The 18770-nt window shown below is 51.3% G+C and carries 18 protein-coding genes; 14 read left to right on the top strand and 4 right to left on the bottom strand.

Annotated elements, in window-relative coordinates:
• Positions 1–18 precede the first annotated feature (18 nt).
• Together Q399_RS0103420 and Q399_RS0103415 are read left to right on the top strand one after the other, a co-directional pair.
• Positions 19–1341 carry a DEAD/DEAH box helicase gene (locus tag Q399_RS0103420; protein WP_031565536.1) on the top strand — a complete coding sequence of 441 codons (1323 nt, stop codon included), beginning with the start codon at positions 19–21 and terminating at the stop codon, positions 1339–1341.
• A 287-nt stretch (positions 1342–1628) separates the two neighbouring features.
• The gene (locus Q399_RS0103415) at positions 1629–1841 is read left to right on the top strand and encodes a cold-shock protein (RefSeq protein WP_031565533.1); all 213 of its coding nucleotides are present in this window, start codon (positions 1629–1631) and stop codon (positions 1839–1841) included.
• 301 nt (positions 1842–2142) lie between these two features.
• On the opposite strand, the gene dinB is transcribed toward Q399_RS0103415, so the two are convergent.
• A complete protein-coding gene (gene dinB / locus Q399_RS0103410) occupies positions 2143–3198 on the bottom strand; it encodes a DNA polymerase IV (RefSeq protein ID WP_031565531.1) in 1056 nt (351 codons plus the stop codon).
• Positions 3199–3453: 255 nt separating this feature from the next.
• Here dinB and glyA point away from each other — a divergent pair, with 255 nt between their 5' ends.
• From glyA to Q399_RS0103360, 10 genes are all read left to right on the top strand, one after another.
• A complete protein-coding gene (glyA, locus tag Q399_RS0103405) occupies positions 3454–4707 on the top strand; it encodes a serine hydroxymethyltransferase (protein WP_031565530.1) in 1254 nt (417 codons plus the stop codon).
• Between the two features lie 86 nt (positions 4708–4793).
• Positions 4794–5252, top strand: a complete 459-nt coding sequence (nrdR, locus tag Q399_RS0103400) for a transcriptional regulator NrdR (RefSeq protein ID WP_031565527.1) — start codon at positions 4794–4796, stop codon at positions 5250–5252.
• Complete coding sequence (gene ribD, locus Q399_RS0103395; protein ID WP_031565525.1) at positions 5249–6394, top strand: bifunctional diaminohydroxyphosphoribosylaminopyrimidine deaminase/5-amino-6-(5-phosphoribosylamino)uracil reductase RibD; 1146 nt, start codon at positions 5249–5251, stop codon at positions 6392–6394. The genes nrdR and ribD overlap by 4 nt, the downstream gene beginning before the upstream one ends.
• 9 nt (positions 6395–6403) lie before the next feature.
• Entirely contained in the window at positions 6404–7057 is a 654-nt protein-coding gene (locus Q399_RS0103390) for a riboflavin synthase (protein ID WP_031565522.1), read from the top strand.
• A gap of 47 nt (positions 7058–7104) precedes the next feature.
• Positions 7105–8214, top strand: a complete 1110-nt coding sequence (gene ribBA, locus Q399_RS0103385) for a bifunctional 3,4-dihydroxy-2-butanone-4-phosphate synthase/GTP cyclohydrolase II (RefSeq protein ID WP_031565520.1) — start codon at positions 7105–7107, stop codon at positions 8212–8214.
• Positions 8215–8301: 87 nt separating this feature from the next.
• Positions 8302–8766 carry a 6,7-dimethyl-8-ribityllumazine synthase gene (ribH, locus tag Q399_RS0103380; protein ID WP_031565517.1) on the top strand — a complete coding sequence of 155 codons (465 nt, stop codon included), beginning with the start codon at positions 8302–8304 and terminating at the stop codon, positions 8764–8766.
• Between the two features lie 9 nt (positions 8767–8775).
• A complete protein-coding gene (nusB, locus tag Q399_RS0103375; protein WP_031565515.1) occupies positions 8776–9189 on the top strand; it encodes a transcription antitermination factor NusB in 414 nt (137 codons plus the stop codon).
• Positions 9190–9217: 28 nt separating this feature from the next.
• Positions 9218–10177: a thiamine-phosphate kinase gene (thiL, locus tag Q399_RS0103370; protein ID WP_031565512.1), complete on the top strand. Its 960-nt coding sequence runs from the start codon at positions 9218–9220 to the stop codon at positions 10175–10177.
• On the top strand, positions 10177–10647 hold the full coding sequence (locus Q399_RS0103365) for a phosphatidylglycerophosphatase A family protein (protein ID WP_031565511.1): 471 nt from the start codon (positions 10177–10179) through the stop codon (positions 10645–10647). The genes thiL and Q399_RS0103365 overlap by 1 nt, the downstream gene beginning before the upstream one ends.
• Before the next feature lie 157 nt (positions 10648–10804).
• On the top strand, positions 10805–13744 hold the full coding sequence (locus Q399_RS0103360) for a ligand-binding sensor domain-containing diguanylate cyclase (protein ID WP_245612816.1): 2940 nt from the start codon (positions 10805–10807) through the stop codon (positions 13742–13744).
• A 69-nt stretch (positions 13745–13813) separates the two neighbouring features.
• Here the strand turns inward: Q399_RS0103360 and dxs are convergent, their stop codons facing one another.
• From dxs to Q399_RS0103345, 3 genes are read right to left on the bottom strand one after another with little or no spacing between them, the layout of a single operon-like run.
• Positions 13814–15676 (bottom strand): 1-deoxy-D-xylulose-5-phosphate synthase, encoded by a 1863-nt coding sequence (dxs, locus tag Q399_RS0103355; protein ID WP_031565507.1) that lies wholly within the window; start codon positions 15674–15676, stop codon positions 13814–13816.
• 14 nt (positions 15677–15690) lie between these two features.
• Complete coding sequence (gene ispA, locus Q399_RS0103350; RefSeq protein WP_031565504.1) at positions 15691–16575, bottom strand: (2E,6E)-farnesyl diphosphate synthase; 885 nt, start codon at positions 16573–16575, stop codon at positions 15691–15693.
• A 5-nt stretch (positions 16576–16580) separates the two neighbouring features.
• Complete coding sequence (locus Q399_RS0103345) at positions 16581–16826, bottom strand: exodeoxyribonuclease VII small subunit (RefSeq protein ID WP_031565500.1); 246 nt, start codon at positions 16824–16826, stop codon at positions 16581–16583.
• A gap of 190 nt (positions 16827–17016) precedes the next feature.
• Here Q399_RS0103345 and pomA point away from each other — a divergent pair, with 190 nt between their 5' ends.
• Complete coding sequence (pomA, locus tag Q399_RS0103340; protein ID WP_031565497.1) at positions 17017–17787, top strand: flagellar motor protein PomA; 771 nt, start codon at positions 17017–17019, stop codon at positions 17785–17787.
• Between the two features lie 6 nt (positions 17788–17793).
• Entirely contained in the window at positions 17794–18747 is a 954-nt protein-coding gene (locus Q399_RS0103335; RefSeq protein ID WP_031565495.1) for a flagellar motor protein MotB, read from the top strand.
• Positions 18748–18770 lie beyond the last annotated feature (23 nt).

The raw sequence follows: 18770 nt of genomic DNA, 5'->3' as shown, positions 1-18770 counted from the left end.
TTCAGCTTCAGAGTACTTATGGCCGCTTTTCAGGAACTCGCGTTAGATCCCCGTCTGCTGCGTTCAATTCAACATTTGGGTTTTACCCAACCAACAGAAATTCAGCAAGAGGCTATTCCTGCAGTGATGCAGGGCAAGGATTTAATCGTTTCTTCAAAAACCGGCTCTGGCAAGACGCTGGCTTATCTGCTGCCGATGATGCAGCGGCTGTTGCGTAGCAAACCACTGTCAGCACAAGACCCGCGTGCAGTCATTCTGGCACCAACCCGAGAACTGGCGCAGCAGATTTATGCGCAGCTGCGGCTGTTTGTCGCCAATACGCGTTTAACCCCTGCTTTTATCGTGGGTGGTGAAAATTTCAACGACCAGGAAAAAATCTTAAAGCGCCAGCCACATATTATTGTCGCGACGCCCGGACGTCTTGCCGACCACCTGGAACATAAAAGCTTTTTTTTACAAGGGCTTGAAATGTTAATCCTGGATGAAGCTGACCGTATGCTGGACCTCGGTTTCATGCCGCAGATCAATGCAATCCACAAACAGGCGTCACACCGTTTACGTCAGACATTAATGTTTTCAGCCACTTTAGACCATGCCGAAGTCAATGAGCTGGCGTTATCTTTGCTCAAGGACCCATATCGGGTTGCATTGGGCGCTGGTTATGACCCACATAAAGACATCCGGCAGCTTTGTTATTTTGCGGATAATCTGACACATAAAGAAGCATTATTGATGCATTTTTTACGGTCTGAACCTATCCGTCAGCTGATTTTGTTCACGGCGACCCGGGAAGATACCGAGCGCCTCGCCGCGCTGGTCCAGACCGCTGGCTTTGCCGCGGTTGGCCTGAATGGCAAACTAACGCAAGCACAGCGAAATAGTGTGATGCAGTCATTTGCCGCAAATAAGTATCAGGTGCTGGTCACGACAGATGTTGCCTCAAGGGGCCTGGACTTGCTGCAGGTTTCGCATGTGATCAACTTTGATTTACCTAAACACCCGGAAGAATACGTGCACCGTATCGGCAGAACCGGGCGTGCCGGTCAGCAAGGCCTGGCGTATTCGCTGGTTGGCCCGAAAGATATTGCTGCCTTCAGTGCGATTGAGCAGTTTTTGCGCCGACCGCTTGAAATGGCCCTGATTGAAGGTTTGACCGCAAAATTTGATGGCATAGTAAAGAAAAAGCAGCCAGTAAAACCCGTGGTTAAACCTCAGAAGAAGACGGCAGGGGCGGGCAACAACAAAATGAAGTCGGCTGACAGCCCGTTGCCAAAGAAAAAGCCACAGTTTTTCCAGGGTGGCGACGACGGTTCAGCGCCAATGAAAAAAAAGCAAAAATAATTTGAGATGATTGCTTTTTCGACACAATTCGGTGCTACACTGCGAACAGCAGCTGAGTGTTAATTGAACACATTTACTGCCAAGGTTTTGTTTGCAAAGGTTTTATTTTGCACTCAACAGGAACGGTCAACAGACGGTTAATTTTATTTTCCGTTGGATCAGCAATACCTATTGACCCCACCCAGTGGTTCCCACATAATGGGGTCGTAATATGTACTAGCTCGAACGTGGCCGGTAATATTTAAGTCGCCAGTCAATGGCAAATATAGTTAAAGTAAGAGAATGTTATGTCACAATTAATTTCCGGCACCGTTAAGTGGTTCAACGAAGATAAAGGTTTTGGTTTCATTGAGCGCGAAGGCGGCAAAGATGTATTCGTACACTTCCGCGCTATCAACGGTACCGGCCGTCGCACGCTGGTAGAAGGTCAGAAAGTGACTTTCGAAGTAACTGAAGGCCAGAAAGGTCCTCAGGCAGAGAACGTAACTGTAGTTGCTTAATAGCAAGCTCAGAAAAGTTTCCTGAAAAGCCGGCTTCTGCCGGCTTTTTGTTTTTGTAAATGCTGAAATCCTTAATCCTTAATCCTTAATCCTTAATCCTTAATCCTTAATCCTTAATCCTTATTCCTTATTCCTTATTCCTTAATCCCTAGCTTTCTTTATTATCTATGTCCTTTATGTTTTGATTAAGTTGTTTGCGGCAAGAATGAAATGAGCGTTGCAGTTCAGTGTGTAAAGTGTCGACAAATACTGAAACTATTTGGTGCGAAAAAGGGGGCTGAGATAAAAATTTTATGTACTGTTATTGCCAATCCAGATCCAATTGAGCCTGCTCTGCCTGACTTTTTAAACCAACATGGATCCCGACCAGCCGTACTGCTTTGCCCTGACCCCGGAGCCAGGCTTGTGTCAATAACTGCTGTAGCAACTGAAAGCAAAGCTCAGGGTGTTGTCGCTCTATGGTGGTTTGATGGAAATCCTGAAATTTCAGTTTAATCCCAACTTTGTGGATATGCTCCTGCGCACCGCAGCGCTCTATGCGACGCAATAACTTTTGATACATATCTGCAAGGGGTTGCAAGCCTTGCTCAGGTTTATTTAAATCCTGACTGAAAGTTTGCTCCACCGCGACTGACTTTCTTTCGCGATCTGTGTGAACAGCACGATGATCAATTCCCTGACTGCGCTCTAACAACACTTCTGCAAAACTGCCGAACTCCCTGACTAACAAAGTCAGATCTGCATTTTGGACATCGCTACAGCGATGCAGGCCGAATTTGGCCAGTTTTTCTGCTGTTTTTTGCCCAACACCAGGAATTTTGCGTAGCTGCAGATGAGCAACAAAGCCACTGACCTGCTCCGGTGGGATCACAAACATACCGTCAGGTTTATTCTCGTCACTGGCAATTTTTGCCAGAAACTTGTTTGGTGCAACACCAGCTGAAGCCGTCAGGCCGGTTTCCTGAAAAATGGTCTGGCGAATATGTTCAGCTATTCGGGTGGCACTACCTTGGAACAAGTCGCATTCGGACACGTCAAGATAAGCTTCATCTAACGAGAGTGGTTCGACTTTGTCAGTATATCGATGAAAAATAGCCTGAATGCTGGTACTGACAGCTTTATATTTTTCCATATTACCAGGGACCAGTACCAGCTGTGGGCACAGCTTAAACGCTTGCCCTGTCGGCATTGCTGAACGTACGCCAAAAGCACGGGCCGGGTAGTTACAGGTACTAATCACGCCCCGTTCTGTCCTGCTGCCACCAATTGCTAGGGGTACTTGTCGCCAGGCCGGATTGTCCCGCATTTCGACGGCGGCAAAAAAACAATCCATGTCGATATGAATAATTTTGCGCATGATTCAATTGAACTGTATATGTATACAGTTATCATAATCAGAAAAAGCTAACTGTAAAGTGTCGCTTGCAAGTTAAAGTGTAAAAGATCCGATAGCTGTTGTTTGCCGCACTCTAAACTGCTCTGATCTGCCACAGAATGAATGCATGTAGATGTTCAGACGTCTAATTTTGCAGTGCAGACTGACCTTAACAGGTGTATCATACCGCGCAGTTTTTGTATCTTAATTTGCGACTGTGCCAAAGCAGGAGAAACCATGTTAAAGCGTGAAATGTCGATTGCCGATTTTGATCCACAATTATGGCAAGCTATTGTTGATGAAACTCAGCGTCAGGAAGATCACATTGAGTTGATCGCTTCTGAGAACTACTGCAGCCCACGAGTTCTGCAGGCCCAGGGTTCACAGCTGACCAACAAATATGCAGAAGGTTACCCGCACAAACGCTACTACGGTGGCTGTGAATTCGTTGATATCGCAGAAGATTTAGCTATCTCTCGCGCGAAAGAATTGTTTGGTGCTGATTACGCGAACGTTCAGCCACATTCAGGTTCTCAGGCAAACTCAGCGGTGTTTCTGGCGCTGTTAAATGCTGGCGACACTATCCTCGGCATGAGTCTGGCGCACGGTGGTCACCTGACTCACGGCGCAACAGTCAGTTCATCAGGTAAGCTGTACAAAGCTGTACAGTACGGCCTGCACCCTGAAACTGGCGTGATTGATTATGATCAAGCCGAAGCTTTAGCACTGGAGCATAAACCAAAACTGATCATCGCTGGTTTCTCGGCTTATTCAGGCATCGTGGATTGGCAACGTTTCCGTGATATCGCCGACAAAGTCGGTGCTTACCTGATGGTCGACATGGCGCACGTAGCAGGTTTAGTTGCTGCGGGTCTGTATCCAAATCCGGTGCCAATCGCTGACGTCGTCACCACGACCACACACAAAACGCTGGCTGGCCCACGCGGTGGCCTGATTTTGGCGCGTAAAAACGAAGAAATTGAAAAGAAACTGAATTCTGCGGTATTCCCGGGGGGCCAGGGTGGTCCTCTGATGCATGTGATCGCAGCCAAAGCTGTGGCGTTTTTAGAAGCGTTACAGCCAGAGTTCAAAACTTACCAGCAACAAGTGTTGAAAAACGCTGTCGCTATGTGTGATGCGATGAAAGCTCGTGGCTACAAAATCGTCTCTGGCGGCACCCAAAACCACTTGTTCCTGATGGACCTGATTGACAAAGACATCACAGGTAAAGAAGCGGATGCGTGGTTAGGTCAATCGCACATCACCGTGAACAAAAACTCTGTGCCAAATGACCCGCGTTCACCATTTGTGACTTCAGGTCTGCGCATCGGAACTCCTGCTATTACGCGTCGTGGTTTTAAAGAAGCCGAAGCGCAAACGGTTGCGAACCTGATTTGTGACGTACTGGACAGCCGTGGCGACGCCGCAGTGATCGAAAAAGTGCGGGCGAAGGTTTCTAACTTGTGTGCGGGTTTCCCGGTTTACGCATAAGTTTAGGCGCCGCAGCCTGACAGCCGTCAGGCTGAAGTGATATGATGGCCGCCTTTCGCGGCCATTGTTTTTTCAGGAGAAGGCCAGTGTTTTGTCCTTTTTGCCGGGCGGACGATACCAAAGTTATCGACTCCCGTCTGGTTGCCGATGGTTATCAGGTCAGACGGCGGCGGGAATGTACTGCCTGCCACGAACGTTTTACCACCTTTGAAGCCGCTGAACTGGTGATGCCCCGGATCATCAAGCGTGATGGCTCACGTGAACCCTACAATGAAGACAAACTGCGCAGTGGCCTGCAGCGTTCGCTGGAAAAACGGCCGGTTCCGACTGAAGATATTGAATCGCTGATCAGCAAAGTCGAATCCCAGCTGCGGGCAACCGGCGAGCGCGAAGTGCAAAGTGAAATGATTGGTCATTTAATCATGGAACAATTGCTGTTGCTGGATAAAGTCGCCTATGTGCGTTTTGCCTCTGTATATCGTTCCTTTAAAGATATTCGTGAATTTGGCGAAGAAATTGCCCGGCTAGGAGACGATCCGACATGACGGCATTTTCAGAGTCCGATCATCAATTTATGCAGCGGGCCTTTGAGCTTGCCTTTCTCGGGCGCTTCACCACGCCGCCTAATCCGAACGTTGGCTGTGTCATTGTCAAAGATGGCGAGGTCGTAGGGGAAGGTTATCATCGTCAGGCTGGCGGGCCGCATGCCGAGGTTTTTGCATTACGTCAGGCCGCTGATGCCGCAAAAGGCGCCACCGCTTATGTCACACTGGAACCCTGCAGCCATTTTGGCCGCACCCCGCCGTGCGCCGATGCTTTAATTGCTGCCGGATTAGAACGGGTGGTTGTGGCCATGCTGGACCCAAATCCTAAAGTGGCAGGCACTGGCGTCGAGCGGCTCAGCGCAGCCGGCATTCAGGTCGATGTTGGCTTGTTGGACACGCAGGCGGAAGCGCTGAATCCGGGCTTTTTGCACAAAATGCGGACAAAACTACCTTACGTGCAACTGAAGCTAGCCTGCAGCACAGACGGCAAAGTGGCGCTTGCCAATGGTGAAAGCCAATGGCTGACCGGAGCCGCTGCCCGTGAAGATGTGCAACTCTGGCGGGCGCAAAGTTGCGCCATTCTCTCGACTGCTGAAACAGTCAAAATGGACAAAGCCCTATTAAACGTGCGCTCGGTAGCTGTCACGCCGTTAGAGCAGGGCCAATTACGCCAGCCTCTTCGGGTGATTTTGGACCGTCGTTGTCGTCTGACTGGCGCTGAACCACTGTTTCAGCAAGGCGGCGATATTCTGCTCTGTCACGCCGGCCCCGCCGACGAGTGGCCTGAACTTGTGCCGGCCGCTGTTGCAAAAGTCAGTCGGTTGCGGCTCGGACTTGATGCAGTGGGGCAGTTTGATCTCGGAGCTTTATTACAGGCCTTAGCCGATTATCCGATTAATACTTTGTGGGTCGAGGCAGGTAGCACACTGGCAACTTCATTCTGGCAGCAACATCTCATCAACGAACTGGTACTGTACCAGGCGCCGATGTTATTGGGGGCGGACGCAAAGCCGATGTTGAAGGCCGGTGGCCTCAGTTCGCTGCAACAAGCGCCGCGTTGGCAGTGGCAGGATGTACGCCGGATAGGTGACGATCTGCGGCTCACCGCATCATTTAATACCAACACAAAGCCAAAACGCTGAGGAAGCATTATGTTTACCGGCATTATTGAAGCAACGGGCCAAATCAGCGTTATTCAGCGTAGCGGCCAGGATGCCAGGCTCACTATTCACAGTGACACGCTGGATTTTTCCGACGTTAAATTAGGCGACAGTATCGCCAGCAATGGCGTCTGCCTGACAGTCACTATGCTCGGTGCCAACAGTTTCAGCGCTGACGTGTCAGGCGAAACTTTAAGCCGCACGCTGTTTGGCAGTTATCAAACCGGCCAGCGCATTAATCTGGAAAAAGCCTTGTTGCCCACTACGCGGTTAGGCGGCCATCTGGTCAGCGGCCATGTGGATGGGATTGCGCTGGTCAGTCAAGTCGAGAAAACCGGCCAGAGCTGGCAAATTTATCTGCAGTCGCCGCCGGAGCTTAGTCGGTATATCGCCGAAAAAGGCTCAGTGACTATTGATGGGGTGAGCCTCACGGTCAATGAATTAACCAGTGATGGTTTTCGGCTTACAATCGTGCCGCATACCGCTCGTGAAACCACAATCCAGCAGCTTAAAGCCGGCAGCAAAGTCCATCTCGAAGTAGATTTGCTGGCCCGCTATCTCGAACGCTTATTGCAAGGCCGGCAGCAGACTGCACCTGCATCCACTGTCACCATGAACTTATTACAACAAAGCGGTTTTCTCTGAGTCTTGCCCTGATCGGCAAGATTAAACCCTGTACCCGAGGATTTGAGATGCAATTAAATACCCCAGCCGAAATTATCGATGATATCCGTAACGGCAAAATGGTGATCCTGATGGATGACGAGGACCGTGAAAACGAAGGCGATTTGGTGATGGCTGCCGAATACGTCACGCCGGATGCGGTCAATTTTATGGCGACGCATGGCCGTGGCCTGATTTGTCTGACGCTGACACGCCAGCGCTGCAAGCAACTCGATTTACAGTTAATGGTTGATAAAAACAAGTCGCCATTTTCCACTGCTTTTACCGTGTCAATTGAAGCGGCGGAAGGCGTCACCACCGGTATTTCAGCCGCCGACCGTGCCCGTACCGTCAAAGCCGCTGTGGCGCGCGATGCCAAACCTGCGGACATTGTGCAGCCGGGTCATATCTTCCCATTGATGGCGCAGGATGGTGGTGTATTAGTGCGGGCAGGTCATACCGAAGCAGGTTGTGATTTAGCCCGGTTAGCAGGCCTTGAACCGGCCGCGATGATTGTCGAAATCCTTAACGAAGACGGGACTATGTCACGCCGGCCGGATTTAGAAAAATTTGCCGCCAAGCATGGCATCAAAATCGGCACAATTGCCGACTTAATCGAATACCGCAATTTAAATGAAACGACCATTGAGCAGGTCGCGCGCTGCAATTTGCCCACTGCGGCTGGTGATTTTGAGCTGGTGACATTCCGTGACACCATCGACAATCAGCTGCATTTTGCGCTGGTTAAAGGCGAGATCAACGCAGAGCAGCCTACCCTGGTACGGGTGCATCTGCACGACACGTTCAGCGATTTGCTGTTGTCCAACCGTGGCGCAAATCGCAGTTTTTCGCTGCAGTGCGCGATGGAACGTATTCAGCAAGAGGGCGGTGTGCTGGTGCTATTAGGTAAACAGGAATCTACCGACGATTTAATCCGCACTGTGGAATATTTTGCTGCAGAAGACCGCGGTGAAAAACCCAGAGCTGCAGCCTGGAAAGGTACCAGCCGCAATGTCGGCGTGGGCTCACAAATTCTGGCCAGTCTTGGCGTGAAAAAAATGCGCTTACTCAGTCAACCGAAGCGTTATCACGCCTTGTCCGGTTTTGGTCTGGAAGTGGTCGATTACGTTTCAGAATAAGCTGAATAAAAGCAGGATGGCAAAGGCCGCACTTGTGCTATCATATGCGGCCTTTTTCACAAAGTACTTCATAAAAGAGGATCTCCGATGCAGGTGATTGAAGCTGGCTTGTCCGCCAAAGGAAAAAAGTTTGCCATCGTCGTGGCGCGTTTTAACAGCTTTATCGTCGAAAGTCTGCTCGACGGTGCCGTAGATACCTTAAAGCGCGTCGGTAATGTCGACGACGCCGATATTACGGTCGTGCGGATCCCTGGTGCTTTTGAATTACCACTGGCAGTGCAAAAAGTCGCTGCCAGCAAACAATATGATGCCATCATCGCACTGGGTGCAGTGATCCGCGGTGGTACTCCACACTTTGAATACGTTGCCGGTGAATGCACCAAAGGTATTGCGCAGGTCATGATGCAATACGGTTTACCGGTGTCTTTTGGCGTGCTGACGGTCGAAAGTATCGAGCAGGCTATCGAACGGGCCGGTACCAAAATGGGCAATAAAGGCGGGGAAGCTGCGTCTTCTGCGCTGGAAATGGTCAACGTTCTGGCTCAACTCTAGGATTTTTGCATGAAACCGAATGTACGTCGTCAGTCCCGTTCACTGGCTGTTCAAGGGATTTATAGCTGGCAGGTCAGCAAGAATCCGATAGGTGATATCGAGCAACAATTGTTGCTGGAACAAAATACCAAACATCTGGATGTTGGATTTTTTCAGGATTTATTGCGCGGTGTCGTAGTCAATCTGAACGTACTGGACGATGCATTAAAGCCGTTTGTTGAACGTCCGTTTGAAGAAATTGATTTGGTAGAAAAAGCCATCCTGCGGGTGTCGGCTTATGAACTGAAGTTCCGTCCTGATGTGCCCTACAAAGTGGTGATCAACGAAGCGATTGAACTCGCCAAAGCCTTCGCCGCCGATGACAGTCATAAATTTGTCAACGGCATCCTCGATAAAGCAGTCAGGCTACTGCGACCAAACTGATGGAGAGCCGGCGAAAGTCGGCTTTTTTATGCACGAGTTTGAACTGATAGAACAATGTTTTGCCCGCTCCGGCTATCGGCGTAATGACGTCAGTATTGGCGTCGGCGATGATGGCGCCGTGATCCAGGTCCGCGACGGTTTTGATTTGGTCGTGACTACTGACACTATGGTGCAAGGCGTGCACTTTTTCCCTGATGTCGACCCGCGCTCACTCGGCCACAAACTGGTCGCAGTCAACGTCAGCGATCTGGCAGCTATGGGGGCCGAGCCTTGCTGGTTGTCGCTGGGGCTGACGCTGCCGGCGGTTGATGATGCATGGCTGAAGGCCTTTGCCGAAGGCCTGAGTGAAACCGCCGATTATTACAATTGCCAGTTGGTTGGTGGTGATACCACCCGAGGACCATTGACTTTGACGTTATGCGCCAAAGGCATAGTGCCGCGGGGCAAAACCCTGAGCCGCGCCGGCGCCAAAACCGGTGATTATATCTATGTGACCGGCACTTTAGGCGACGCAGCTTTTGGTTTGCAGGTGGAGCAAGGCAAAGCAGAGGTCAGCAAAAAACATCGCGGTCATATTTTGCAGCGTTTTCATTATCCAACAGCCCGGGTGGCGATAGGGCAGGCGCTACGCACTATCGCCAGCAGTTGTATGGATATTTCAGATGGTTTATGCGGTGACTTACCGCATATCCTGAAACGTTCAAACGCTGGTGCTATTGTCGATGTGGCGAAAATCCCGATGTCGCAGGCATTGAAAGACAGCTGCGACTGGCAACAGGCGTTGCAGTTCGCGTTATCCGGCGGTGAGGATTACGAACTGCTGTTTACAGTGCCGGAAGATAAACGTGGTTCCCTTGAAGTGTTATTGTCGCCTTATGGGGTGCCTGTTACTTGTATTGGCCGCATTACCGGCGCGACCGGTAAACTGGAACTACGTCATCTGGATCAACCATTTAACTATCAGCACAGCGGATATCAGCATTTCTGATGAAAAAACAACCCTTTAATCTGCGCCGCTGGCAACACATTGTGGCGACAGGCTTTGGTTCAGGCCTGGCGCCGGTGGCGCCCGGTACCTTTGGTACTGCGGCGGCTTTGCCGTTAGTGTTCGTGCTGGCGCAACTACCGCTGCTGTGGTCGGCATTGTTGCTGGTTGCGCTGACGGTGCTGGGGGTTTATGTCAGTGAAATCACCAGCCGCGATTTAGGTGTCGAAGATCATGGCGGTATCGTTATCGACGAAGTGGTGGGTTTTGGCTTGACCATGTGGGCTTTGCCTGTGGAGTGGCCATGGCTGCTGGCAGGTTTTTGTCTGTTTCGGCTGCTGGATATTGTCAAACCATGGCCGGTACGCTTTTTTGACCAGCATGTCACTGGCGGTCTTGGTGTGATGGCAGACGACATAGTCGCCGGAGTGCTGGCTTGTTGCTTACTGCATGGTGTATCGTTAGCGCTGTAAGCTCCGTCTTCACGGTTCACAGGTTGCTATGTTTCTGAAACGATTCTGTTTTCTTCTGCTTTTTTGCTTGTTCGCCAGCCATTCAGTGCTGGCGGCTGAGCCTGCCACACAATCCATTTATGATTACGATATTAAGCAATGGACAGCCGTTGACGGTTTGTCTAACAACTCAGTCCGAGCTGTCACTCAGGACCAGCAAGGTTATTTGTGGGTTGGTACGCTGGAAGGGCTGAACCGCTTTGACGGCAGCCATTTTGAAAGCTTCAGCAGCATCAATACCCGCCGCCAACTCATTGGCAACGTGATCACCCGTCTTTATACCGACAGCCAGGGCTATATCTGGGTTGGCACTATGACCGGCTTGTCGGGCTTGAACAGCCGGGAGCTGAAGTTTGACCGCTACAACATTCTCGGTGAAGTGACGGCTATTGCTGAAGTTGGCGAACGTGAGATTTGGGTGGCCGCCGACAACCTGTTTCGTGTGCGGGACGGTCAGGTCAGCCGGGTTGAAGAAATTAAAGAGCCGGTCAGCCAAATTGCGGTTTCTGCAGAGCACGTCTGGGTCAGCAGCAGTAAATATCTGTATAAACTGGCCCGCAACGGTCAGCTCGATAAAATCAGCTTACCTGCCGATTTAGCCCAACATCCCATTTACGATTTGCTCTGGCATGACGGTGTGATGTATCTGGCCAGTGAACAGGGGTATTACCGTGTCGAAGACACTGGCGGCATTCGTCCGGCGCAGTTGCCGCTGGAGCGGGGGACACCGGTGTACCAGCTGTATCAGGACAGCCAGAATGGCAGCTGGGTATCGAGTTACGACAAGTTGTTTTATCGTCACCAGCAACAGGACTGGCAAGTGATTAGTCGGGATGAACTCGGCAGTGCAACGCAATTTAACGACATTTTTGAAGACGCGCAGCAGAACGTCTGGCTTGGCAGCTTCGGTGATGGCTTATATCGCGTCAGCCGCGGCAAAATCAAACGGGTGATAGGTCAGGGTCAGCAGGATGTAATGGTGCGCAGTGTGGTGCGCACCGCTGACGACCAGTTACTGATTGCTTCAAGCCAGCGCCTTGGCGTGTTGGACAAAACTCAGCGTTACACCGAAATCACTTTACAGGGTGATGTGCCGCTGAATGTAGTGCAGGATTTTGAGCCGGACGGCGACAGCTGGCTGCTGGCGACCGACAATGGGCCCAAACGCCTGCGCGTGAGTGACGGCCTGCTAAGCCCATTGACAGAAGACTTACGTGGCGTCAAAACCAAAACGGTAAAAAAACGGCAGGCGGGTGGCTTCTGGCTAGGCACCAACGATGGTTTATTTGTCTATCAGGACGCGCTGATGCCGTTTCCGCTCAATCACGATCTTGAATCGAGCGTCATTACCTTTGTGCAGGACAATCCGGATAAATTACTAATCGGCACCACGCGGGGCGCTTATCAGTATCAGCAGGACAAGCTGCTGCGGATAGGGTTAGGGACGCCGCTCTACAATGCATTTGTCACCACTATGTTGCAGTTGCCGCAAGGCCCGCTGGTGGTCGGCACTGTCGATGATGGCCTTTTTGTCCGGCAGTTTGACGGCAAATGGCTGCAGTTTGATACCGCCAGTGGTTTGCCATTTGAACCTGTGGTCAGCCTGTATCAGGATACAGTTTCGGGTTATGTCTGGGTCAGCACGCTCAAAGGGATTTTTCGCTTTTTGCCACAACAACTCAGCGATAGTCCATCGGGGCGCAATCTGTTTGAAGAAGTGCTGACGCCTTATGAGCGTCAGCTTGGCACAGCGCCCGGGCGTTGCTGTAATGGCTCCGGCGCCAGCAAAGTGGCGCTTTGGCAGGAGCAGCTTTGGTATCCGACGTTAAAAGGCCTGGTGGCAGTGCCGGTGAAACTTAAAGCGAGCAGCAGCCAGAGCTACAAACCCATGGTGCAGCAGGTTCTGGCGCAGAAAAGTTATAGCCTGTTGCCTGAACAAAATCGGCTGGTGCTGGAAACAGATGAACGCAATTTCTCTATCCGTTACACCGCCGTTGATTTTTTAAAACCGATGGCGCTGGAATTTCGTTATCGGCTGGTTGGATTTGACCAGGATTGGCACCTGGCCGCAGGCCGGCGTGATGCGATTTACACCAACCTGCCAGCCGGGCGCTATCAGTTCCGCCTGCAGGCCCGCAACCTGAATCAAAGTTGGGAAGTTGCTGGGCAAACTGAGCTGGAGCTGGTGATCCCAAGGCGTTTTGATGAAACTGTGATGTATCGCGGTTTGTGGTTGTTACTAGGGTTATTTGTACTCTATGGTCTGTTCTGGCTGGCACGGCGTAACGTGCAACTGCGTGAAGCGGAGTTAACCAAGCTGGTGAAACTGCGCACTCAGGAGCTGGAAACCTCGAATATCCGCTTAAATGAACTGAACGAGCAGTTGTCGCAGTTAACCCACAAAGACGCGCTGACCGGCCTGCGCAACCGGCGGTTTCTGTTCGAGCAACTGCCGAAAGATATCGAACATTATCAGCGCAACCGTGAATCGATGTTGGCGCAAAACAAGTGCATTGCATTGATGCAGCTTGATTTGGATAACTTCAAATTAATCAACGATAAGTTTGGAAACAGTGCCGGCGACAGTATCTTGCAGCAGGTCAGCGGCTTGTTAATCCGCGAAACCCGCGGCTCAGACTACGTGGTGCGATATGCCGGTGAGGAATTTATGCTGGTACTGCGCGATATTCCGCTCGATATGGTGCGGGAATTTGCCTGCCGGCTGAATGAGCTGGTCGGCAGCGAAGCTTTTGTGCTGCCCGACGGACGGGCTGTAGCAGTGCAATGTTCGGTCGGCTATGCCATTTATCCGCTTGAACTCCTGGGTGGGCAACTGATTGGCTGGGAAATTTCGCTGCAGTTGGCGGAGCTCGCTTTATTCCACGTCAAACATAACGGCCGCAACGGTGTTGCCACTATTCAGTTCGACCGTCAGGTGGATGCGTTTGAATTTGAAGATTCTGATCATATTGAAGCTCAGATTGAGAAGTTGTTAGCCGATGGCGTGGCATGGTTTGAACTGAGCAGCGGCCGCACGCCGGACCCAATACTCCAATAAAAAATCCAATAGCGAACCAAAATTAACGACAGAAAAAAGCCCGGTCATCTGATCACCGGGCTTTTTGCTTTAACGCAGGCAATGGCGGCGAATACTTTGCTCGATGCCGACGCTGTCGAGCCCCAGTTCGGCATACAGCTGTTCCTGCGTGCCGTGTCGGATAAAATGGTCGGGCAGGCCCAGATTCAACAACTGTACCGGTAACTGCAGCGCAGCAACCGCTTCGTTGACACCGGAACCGGCACCACCGGCAATGGCGTTGTCTTCAAGTGTGACGAAGTACTGATGATCGCTGCTTAAGTGTTGTAGTAAAGCCAAGTCCAGCGGTTTAACAAATCGCATATCGACTAACGTGGCATCCAGGGTTTCGGCAACTTTGGTTGCATGTTGCAGCAGCGTCCCAAAGGCCAGGATGGCGATCTTAGCGCCGGAACGCACCACGCGGCCTTTGCCGACAGGCAGGGTAGTCATTTGCGCATCAGGCGTGACGCCGGTCGCTGAGCCGCGAGGGTAGCGTACAGCGGCAGGGCCTTTGTGCTGATAAGCGGTATAAAGCATTTGCCGGCATTCGTTTTCATCCGACGGCGCCATAATCAGTAAATTTGGTACGCAGCGCAGATAACTCAAATCAAAAGCGCCCTGATGCGTCGCGCCATCAGCGCCGACAATGCCAGCCCGGTCGATGGCAAAGGTTACATCCAGATTTTGTAAGGCGACGTCATGGATCAGCTGATCATAGCCACGCTGTAAAAAGCTCGAATAAATCGCGACCACCGGCTTTAAGCCTTCTGTAGCAAGACCCGCCGCCAATGTCACTGCGTGTTGCTCAGCGATAGCAACGTCGTAATAGCGTTCCGGATAGGTTTTGGAGAACCGGACTAAATCCGAGCCCTCGCGCATCGCTGGTGTGATGGCATGCAGCTGCTTGTCTTGCGCCGCCATATCACATAACCAATTGCCAAAAATATTGGAAAAACTTGGGCTGGCAGCTTTTTTCGGCTGCATCTGGCTCGCCGGGTCGAATTTACTGACCGCGTGCCAGCCGATAGGGTCTTGTTCTGCCGGCGCGTAACCCTTGCCTTTTTTCGTGACTATATGTAACAGCTGTGGGCCTTTCATCTGACGCATATTGCGGATGGTGTCGACCAGATTCAGCACGTCGTGGCCATCGATAGGGCCGATATAGTTAAAACCCAGCTCTTCAAAGAATGTGCCGGGTGTGACCATGCCTTTAAAATGCTCTTCAGCGCGACTGGCCAGTTCATGCAGCGGCGGCACGCCGCTTAGAATTTTCTTACCGCCTTCGCGCAGGCTGGTGTAGAAATTACCGGATAAAATGCGGGCGAAATAACGGTTTAACGCCCCGACGTTTTCCGATATCGACATTTCGTTGTCGTTTAAAATCACCAGCATATCCGGCCTGACTTCACCGGCATGGTTCAGCGCTTCAAACGCCATACCGGCCGTAATAGCGCCATCGCCAATCACCGCTACCACTTTGCGGTTTTTCTGTTCAGCACGGGCGGCAATCGCCATACCGAGCGCAGCACTGATCGATGTTGAAGAGTGCCCCACCGTCAGCGTGTCGTATTCGCTCTCTTCCCGGCACGGAAAAGGGTGTAAGCCGTCGAGCTGACGGATGGTCGGCATGCGTTCGCGCCGGCCGGTCAGAATCTTATGCGGATAAGCCTGATGGCCGACGTCCCAAATCAGCCGGTCGAACGGCGTATTGTAGACGTAGTGCAGGGCAACGGTCAGTTCGATTGCACCAAGACCTGAGGCAAAATGCCCGCTGCTCTGGCTGACACAGTGCAGCAGATAATCCCGTAATTCGTGGCTCAGGCGCGGCAGCTGGTCCTGCGGAATTTGCCGCAAATCAGCGGGCAGATTGGCTTTAGCCAGCAGCGGATAGTTGGAAATGTCAGGCGCCATGAAAATAACCTTGCTCAGAATTTGCGTGCAATAACATAACTGGCAAGTTCCGCCAGTTCGGTCGTGTCATAAGGTAAACTGTGCAGTGCCTGATGGGCTTCTGCCACTAAATCCGCCGCTTTTTGTTTGGCTGCAGTAAGGCCAAGCAGCGCTGGATACGTCACTTTGTTGGCTTCCAGATCAGAGCCTTGTGGCTTGCCAAGTGTGGCGGTATCGCCTTCGATATCCAGAATATCATCCTGCACCTGAAAGGCCAGCCCGATAGCGCGGGCGTATTGCAATAACGCCTGCAGGTGCTGCGGGTTTTGGTCCGGGCTGCACAACCAGCCCAACTGGACGGCACAACAAATTAAAGCCCCGGTTTTGAGCTGATGCATCTGTTCCAGCGCAGTCAGCGTCATGGTTTTGTTGGTGTGCGCCAAATCAATTGCCTGACCGCCACACATGCCCAGATAGCCTGACTGACGAGCCAGTTCTCGCACCAGTTGCAACTGCCGCTCGACGCTTACGGCCTGATAAGGATGTTGGGTTAGCAGCTCAAACGCCAGTGTTTGCAGCGCGTCACCCGCCAAAATGGCAGTGGCTTCGTCAAAGGCTTTGTGGCACGTTGGCTGACCACGGCGCAGGTCGTCGTCATCCATTGCCGGTAAATCATCGTGGATAAGCGAATAGGTATGAAGGCACTCAATTGCCATAGCCGGGCCATCCAGGTCGGCTGGGGTAGCGCCAAGCATCCGTCCTACGCTATAAACCAGAAAAGGCCGCAGTCTTTTGCCGCCAAGCAGCAGACTGTATTGCATAGCCTGATGTAACCGTGGGTCTGTCAGGGGCATGCCGGAAAAATGCGATAACAGCAGCTGACCGACTCTATGCTGGTCAGCAGCGAGATTGGCTAACATCAGGATCAGACTCCGCTGTCGGTCTGGAAGGGAACCAGTTGTTCACCTTGCGCCTGTTGCACCAGTAGCTGAACTTTTTGTTCGGCTGCCTGCAGTTGTTGTTGACTGAGGCGGGTCAACACAACACCACGTTCAAAAAACGCCAGAGCCTGTTCCAGTGATAATTCACCTTGCTCCAGTTGCCGGACTATTTCTGTCAGTTCTCGGATATTGTCCTCAAACTGAGCACTTTCTGCCTGCTTTTTGCTCATAGCGGTCCCCACCTTAATTTGAGCGCAAAGTTACCTCAGGCACCGGCACCGGTCAATCAGAAAGGCCCCGGATAGTACTAATTTTGCCTCCAATCAGAAAAAAATTTAACATTGTCCGAAGCTTGGTCGATAGATCGCGTTAAGCTAGCATGATTACATCAGTTTTTTCTGATTCGGCAGGAGATGAGAAGTGGATTTAGCAACCGTCATAGGATTACTTGCAACTATTGGTATGATGGTGTGGGCGATGTATTTAAGCGCCTCCGGCAATCTGATGATGTTTTATGACTTCGTATCGATTGTTATCGTGTTTGGCGGCAGCTTCACTGTCGTATTTATGAAGTTCACTTTGGGTCAACTTGCGGGTTCTGGAAAGGCAATCGGTAAGGCCTTTCTATTCAAGATGGAATCGCCCGAAGAGTTAATTGAAAAAGCTGTTCAACTGGCTGATACCGCTCGTAAAGGGGGGTTTTTGGCGTTGGAAGAGGCAGAGATCCCCAACGAATTCATGCAAAAGGGTATCAATATGCTGGTAGATGGCCATGATGCGGATGTAGTCCGGGCCACGCTGGAAAAAGATATCGACCTGTCCTATAACCGCCACGGTATTTACATCTCAATCTTCAAGCAATTAGGTGATCTTGGTCCGGCAATGGGCATGATCGGGACTTTAATCGGTCTGGTGGCAATGTTGGCAAATATGTCTGATCCGAAAGCTATCGGGCCCGCAATGGCGGTGGCGTTGTTAACTACTTTGTATGGCGCAGTACAGGCTAACTGCTTGTTTATGCCATTAGCGGACAAAATGGCTATCCGCAATGAAGAAGAAAAAAACAACCATCTGCTGATTTTGGATGCGGTGATGGGCATTCAGGATGGCCAAAACCCGAAAGTCATTGAGGGTATGCTGCGCAATTACCTGATGGCGAAAAAACGCGCCGTGAAGACAGAAGAGGGTTAACAGCTTATGGCTGAATGTCCGAAATGCCCACCCCCTGGTTTACCTGCATACATGGGAACCTTCGCCGACCTGATGTCGCTGCTGATGTGTTTCTTTGTATTGTTGTTGTCATTTTCAGAAATGGACGTGCAAAAATTCAAGCAAATAGCCGGTTCTATGGCCTTTGCTTTCGGTGTGCAAAATAAAATCGAAGTGAAAGACATCCCCAAAGGCACCAGCGTCATTGCCATGGAGTTTCGTCCTGGCCGGCCAGAGCCGACCCCTATCGACACCATCCAGCAACAAACTATCGACATGACTCAGCAAACCATCGAATTCCAGGCTGGTCAGGAAGATTCGTCCGGTGGTGTGCAGGAGCAACGCGGCGAGCAGACCGGCGGCGCTTCACAAAATACCGATGCCATGTCTTCCGCAGCCAGCGAAAATAGTGCGCAGGACCAGGAACAAACCAATGAGCTGGCAAAAAAAGTTGCTGAAATGATGCAGGAACAAATTCAGGACGGCGCTATCGAACTCGAATCGCTCGGCCAGCAAATTATCATCCGCATCAAGGAAAACGGTTCTTTTCCTTCAGGTTCGACTTTCCTGCAGCCACGGTTTAAACCGATTATCCAGCAAATTGGCGCGATTTTGCGTGATATCCCAGGCGAAGTGACAGTGTCTGGTCATACTGACAATGACCAGGTGTCGGATGAACTGAACAGCAATAACTGGGAGTTGTCGTCCAAACGTGCCGTATCGGTGGCGGTGGAACTGTTAAATGGTACCGGTATGGATAAAAACCGGCTGGTGGTGGTGGGGCATGCCGACACCCGGCCGCTGGTTGACAATGACACTGAACAGAATCGCAAACGCAATCGCCGGGTGGAAATTTCGATTCTGCAGGGTAAAGCCAAAGAGTCTGAACCTATTCAACTGAAACAGCCGCCGGCACAGCCGGCTCCTGTGAAGCAGCCTTAAATACTGTTGTCGCACTTGCACTG

This window comes from Rheinheimera texasensis DSM 17496, from assembly GCF_000711985.1.
GTDB lineage: Bacteria > Pseudomonadota > Gammaproteobacteria > Enterobacterales > Alteromonadaceae > Pararheinheimera > Pararheinheimera texasensis.
Note: the sequence above shows the minus strand (reverse complement) of the source record. Positions and strands in the feature narration are given on the sequence as shown.